1 protein-coding gene is annotated in these 992 nt (G+C 57.3%); it reads left to right on the top strand.

The genetic code is table 11. The annotated features are described in order from the left end of the window. The coding region (locus tag HBO10_RS30995; protein ID WP_346343140.1) for an immunoglobulin-like domain-containing protein at window positions 1–992 on the top strand (992 nt) is incomplete at both ends.

The raw sequence follows: 992 nt of genomic DNA, 5'->3' as shown, positions 1-992 counted from the left end.
AACACGACCGTTACCGATACACCGGGTACCGACAACACCACGACTGTCACCTTGACTGCGCCAAGTGCTGTTAACGAAGGTGGCCAGATCACGTACACCGCCACGCTGTCCAACAAAGCGGGCACTGACGTCACCCTGAAGCTGGATAACGGTTCGTCGATCACGATCAAGGCTGGCGAGACCGTGGGCACCGTAACTGTGCCTGCGCCTACCGATGACGTGTTCATCGACAAGAGCACTGAGACCGTCAAGATCACCGACGCTTCCGGCGGCAACTTCGAAAAACTGGAAGTGGCAGGCAACGGCGCCACCACCACGATCAACGACACCATCGACAAAGTCGATGTGGTTCTGACCGCCACCACCACCGTTGGCGAAGGCGGCAACATCGTCTACACCGCCAGCCTTGTGGATAAAAACGGCGCGCCGGTGACCAACATCACCAACCCGCTCACCGTTACCTTGGACAACGGCAAGACCATCACCATCGGCGTAAACCAATCGAGCGGTAGCGTTTCGGTTCTTGCTCCTGATGATGTGTACAAGCGCGACCAAACTGTCACCACCGCTATCAAAGGCGTGACCGGCGGCGAGCATTTCGAGAACCTGGTGCCGGGCACTACCGCGGTGAACACCACCGTTACGGACACTCCGGGTACCGACAACACCACTACTGTGACGCTGACAGCGCCTAACGCTGTTAACGAAGGCGGACAGATTACGTACACCGCCACGCTGTCCAACAAGGCGGGCACTGACGTAACGCTGAAACTCGACAACGGTTCTTCGATCACCATCAAGGCTGGCGACACTGTTGGCACTGTGACCGTGCCCGCTCCTAGCGATGACGTGTTCATCGACAAGAGCAGCCAGACCGTCAAGATTACTGACGCTTCCGGCGGCAACTTCGAAAAACTCGAAGTCGCAGGTAACGGCGCAACCACCACGATCAACGACACCATCGACAAGGTGGATGTAGTTCTAACTGCTAC

It is taken from the genome of Pseudomonas sp. WS 5503 (genome assembly GCF_012985385.1).
Lineage (GTDB): Bacteria > Pseudomonadota > Gammaproteobacteria > Pseudomonadales > Pseudomonadaceae > Aquipseudomonas > Aquipseudomonas paracarnis.
This window is presented reverse-complemented; position numbering and strand designations above follow the sequence as displayed.